This is a genomic window from Variovorax sp. 20P10.2.4 (assembly GCF_058244205.1).
The window spans coordinates 1-3,790 of sequence record NZ_JBZAYE010000671.1 but is presented as its reverse complement, the minus strand read 5'-3'; the positions used below and the strand labels follow the sequence as shown (position 1 = coordinate 3,790).

4 protein-coding genes and 1 pseudogene are annotated in these 3,790 nt (G+C 69.4%); all 5 read left to right on the top strand.

The genetic code is table 11. The features are described 5' to 3' along the window. Positions 1–63 precede the first annotated feature (63 nt). Positions 64–819 (top strand): ABC transporter ATP-binding protein, encoded by a 756-nt coding sequence (locus AC27VN_RS35420; protein ID WP_490879638.1) that lies wholly within the window; start codon positions 64–66, stop codon positions 817–819. Further along, positions 816–1,535 carry an ABC transporter ATP-binding protein gene (locus tag AC27VN_RS35415; RefSeq protein ID WP_490879637.1) on the top strand — a complete coding sequence of 240 codons (720 nt, stop codon included), beginning with the start codon at positions 816–818 and terminating at the stop codon, positions 1,533–1,535. The genes AC27VN_RS35420 and AC27VN_RS35415 overlap by 4 nt, the downstream gene beginning before the upstream one ends. A 38-nt stretch (positions 1,536–1,573) precedes the next feature. Next, on the top strand, positions 1,574–2,515 hold the full coding sequence (gene kce, locus AC27VN_RS35410; protein WP_490879636.1) for a 3,5-dioxohexanoate:acetyl-CoA acetone transferase: 942 nt from the start codon (positions 1,574–1,576) through the stop codon (positions 2,513–2,515). Between the two features lie 39 nt (positions 2,516–2,554). Continuing rightward, positions 2,555–3,457 carry an SDR family NAD(P)-dependent oxidoreductase gene (locus AC27VN_RS35405; RefSeq protein WP_489043448.1) on the top strand — a complete coding sequence of 301 codons (903 nt, stop codon included), beginning with the start codon at positions 2,555–2,557 and terminating at the stop codon, positions 3,455–3,457. 137 nt (positions 3,458–3,594) lie between these two features. Further along, positions 3,595–3,790: pseudogene (locus tag AC27VN_RS35400) on the top strand (hypothetical protein); the annotation flags it as partial.

Here is a 3,790-nt window from a genome sequence, read left to right as displayed (position 1 = left end):
CGAAGCCGACGCGCCCCTCGCGGCGCAGGCCGCGCCCCTCACCGAGCGCACCGGAGGCGCCGCATGAACGATCCGATCCTGAGCATCCGCGGCCTGCGCAAGTCCTTCGGCCCCACCGAGATCATGCGCGGCGTCGACCTCGACCTGCTGGGGGCCGAGCGCCATGCGCTGATCGGCCCCAACGGCGCGGGCAAGTCCACGCTGTTCCACCTGATCTCGGGCCAGCTCGCGCCGACGGCCGGCAGCATCCACTTCGACGGCCAGTCGATCGCCGGGCGCACGCCGCAGGCCATCAACCGGCTCGGGCTCGCGCGCTCGTTCCAGATCACCAACATCTTTCCCAAGCTCACCGTGTTCGAGAACATCCGCCTCGCGATCATGCGCCGCCATGGGCTGCAGTACGTCTTCTGGCGCTTCATCGACCGCGACCGCGCCATCCGCGAGGAGACCGAGCGGCTGCTCGAGCTGGTGCGGCTGAACGCGCGCGCCGCGACGATCGCGGGCGAGATGGCCTATTCGGAACAGCGCTCGCTCGAGATCGCGATGACGCTGGCTTCCGACCCCAAGGTGATCCTGCTCGACGAGCCCATGGCCGGCATGTCGACCGAGGAGACGCACTACACGGCCGAGCTGATCCGCGAGGTCACGAAGGGCCGCGCGCTGATGATCGTGGAGCACGACATGGACGTGGTGTTCTCGCTGAGCGACCGCATCAGCGTGCTGGTCTACGGCCAGGTGATCGCCACCGGCACGCCGCAGGAGATCCGAGCCAATGCCAGCGTGAAAGAGGCCTACCTCGGCGAGGAGGTGGCGGCATGAGCACCAGCGACACGCTGCTGAGCGTCGAGGACCTCCACGTCCACTACGGCAAGAGCCACGTGCTGCATGGCGTCGACCTGCGCGTCGGGCGCAACGAGGTCATCAGCCTGCTCGGGCGCAACGGCTCGGGCCGCTCCACCACCATGAAAGCCATCATGGGCCTGGTGCCGCCATCCGCGGGCAGCATCCGGCTGCGCGAGCGCGAACTGGCCGGCGCGCGGCCCTATGCCGTGTGCCGCGCCGGCATCGGCTACGTGCCCGAGGAGCGCGAGGTGTTCGCCAATCTCACGGTCGACGAGAACCTGCGCATGGGCGAACAGCGCGCCGTGCCCGGCGCGCACCGCTGGACCGTCGAGCAGATGTTCGACTACTTCCCGCGCCTCAAGGAGCGCCGCAACACCAAGGCCGGCAGCATGTCGGGCGGCGAGCAGCAGATGCTGACCATGTGCCGCTCGCTGCTGGGCAATCCGCTGCTGATGCTGATCGACGAGCCCACCGAGGGCCTGGCGCCCAAGATCGTGGCCCAGGTCGGCGAATGCATCGTCGACATGCACCGCAAGGGACTGTCGGTGGTGCTGGTCGAGCAGAAGCTCGCGATCGCGCTCAAGGTCTCGACCCGGGTCTGCGTGATGGGCCACGGCCGCATCGTGTTCGAGGGCACGCCGCAGGCGCTCAAGGCCGACCAGCAACTCGTCTCGGAGTGGCTCGCGGTCTGACGCGGCGCCCCCCATCCTTCATCCCTTCCACACATCCCATGGCAAGCACCCAAGACAAGGTCATCATCTCCTGCGCGGTCACCGGCTCGGTCCATACGCCGAGCATGTCCGAGCACCTGCCGCTCACGCCCGACCAGATCGCCGAGCAGGCGATCGAAGCGGCCGAGGCCGGCGCGGCGATCCTCCACCTGCATGCGCGCGATCCCATCGATGGTCGTCCTTCGGCCGACCCCAAGGTCTTCGACCAGTTCGTGCCGCGCATCAAGGCCGCCACCGATGCGGTCATCAACATCACAACCGGCGGCAGCACGCGCATGACGCTGGCCGAGCGGCTGGCCTACCCGCTGCAGGCCAAGCCCGAGATGTGCTCGCTCAACATGGGCTCGATGAACTTCTCGATCCACACGGCGGCGCGACGCATCGCCGAATGGAAGCACGACTGGGAGCAGCCCTATGTCGAGGGCATGGAGGACCTGATCTTCCGCAACACCTTCCGCGACATCAAGCACATCCTGCAGGTGCTCGGCGAGGACTGCGGCACGCGCTTCGAGTTCGAGTGCTACGACGTCGGCCATCTCTACAACCTCGCGCACTTCGTCGACGAGGGCCTCGTCAAGGGTCCGCTGTTCATCCAGAGCATCTACGGCATCCTCGGCGGCCTCGGGCCCGATCCCGAAAACCTCGTGACCATGCGTGCCACCGCCGACCGGCTGTTCGGCCGCGACGGCTACCGCTTCTCGATCCTCGGCGCGGGCCGCCACCAGATGCCGCTGCTCACCATGGGCGCGGTGATGGGCGGCAACGTGCGCGTGGGCCTGGAGGACAGCCTCTACCTCGCCCGGGGCCAGCTCGCGAAGTCCTGCGCCGAGCAGGTGCGCAAGATCCGCCGGATCCTCGAGGAGCTCTCGCTCGAGATCGCGAGCCCCGACGAGGCGCGCGCGATGCTGGGCCTCAAGGGCCGGGACGCGGTCGCGTTCTGAGCCTCGCCCCCCCTTTTTCTTCATTCATCGGGAACAGCAATGAACAAGACACTGGACGGCCGCGTGGCCATCGTCACCGGCGCGGGCAGCGGCCTGGGCCGCGCCCATGCGCTGGCGCTCGCGCGCCACGGCGCGCGCGTGGTGGTCAACGACGTGGCTGGCGCGCATGAAGGATCGCCGGGCCGCGCCGTGGCCGACGAGATCGTGCGCGCGGGCGGCAGCGCCATCGCGGACGGCGGCGACGTCACCGACTTCGCGGCCATGGAAGCGATGGCCGCGCGCGCCGTGGCCGAATGGGGCCGCATCGACATCCTCGTCAACAACGCCGGCGTGCTGCGCGACAGGAGCTTCTCGAAGATGACGCTCGAGGACTTCCGCCGCGTGATGGACGTGCACCTGATGGGCAGCGTGCATGCCGTGAAGGCCGTGTGGGAAACCATGCGCGCGCAACGCTACGGCCGCATCGTGATGACCACCTCCTCCTCGGGCCTGTACGGCAACTTCGGCCAGTCGAACTACAGCGCGGCCAAGATGGCGCTGGTCGGCCTGATGCAGACCCTCGCGCTCGAGGGCGAGCGGCAGGACATCCGCGTGAACTGCCTCGCGCCCACCGCCGCCACCGCCATGACCGAGGGCGTGCTGCCGCCCGAGGCGCTGGCGCGGCTGCAGCCCGACTACGTGAGCCCCGGCCTGGTCGCGCTGGTGGGCGAGGACGCGCCCACGCGCACCATCCTGCTCGCGGGCGCGGGCAGCTTCGAGAGCGCCCACCTCACGATGACGCGCGGCATCTTCATCGACGGCAGCGACTACACCGCGGCCGAGGTCGCGGCGCGCATGGACGAGATCCGCGACCGCAGCGACGAGCGCGTGCCGGGCACGGGCTTCGAGCAGTACCAGTGGGAGCTTTCGAAGGCCGGCTTCGAGGTGCCGCTGCCGCACTGAAGGCGGCCGCTCAGGGTTTACGCGGCATGGGCCGCGCACACAGGAACGCGGCCTGCTGTGTCCGGCCCGCACATTGGATTCGGGGCCCGCGCGCGAGAGACTGTGCCGCGTCCCAAAACCAACGACATCGGAGACCCATGACATCCAGCCATCGCGACATCGTCCTGGCCGTCGCCGCCTGCATCGCCGTCAGCGCCACGCTCGTGGGCTGCGGCGGAGGCGGTGGCGGCAACGGCTTCCTGCTGCCCATCTCGGGCAACCCGCCGCCCGCGCCGCCACCCCCACCGCCCCCACCCCCCGCTCCGCCGCCATCGAGCGCCGCGCTGAGACTGT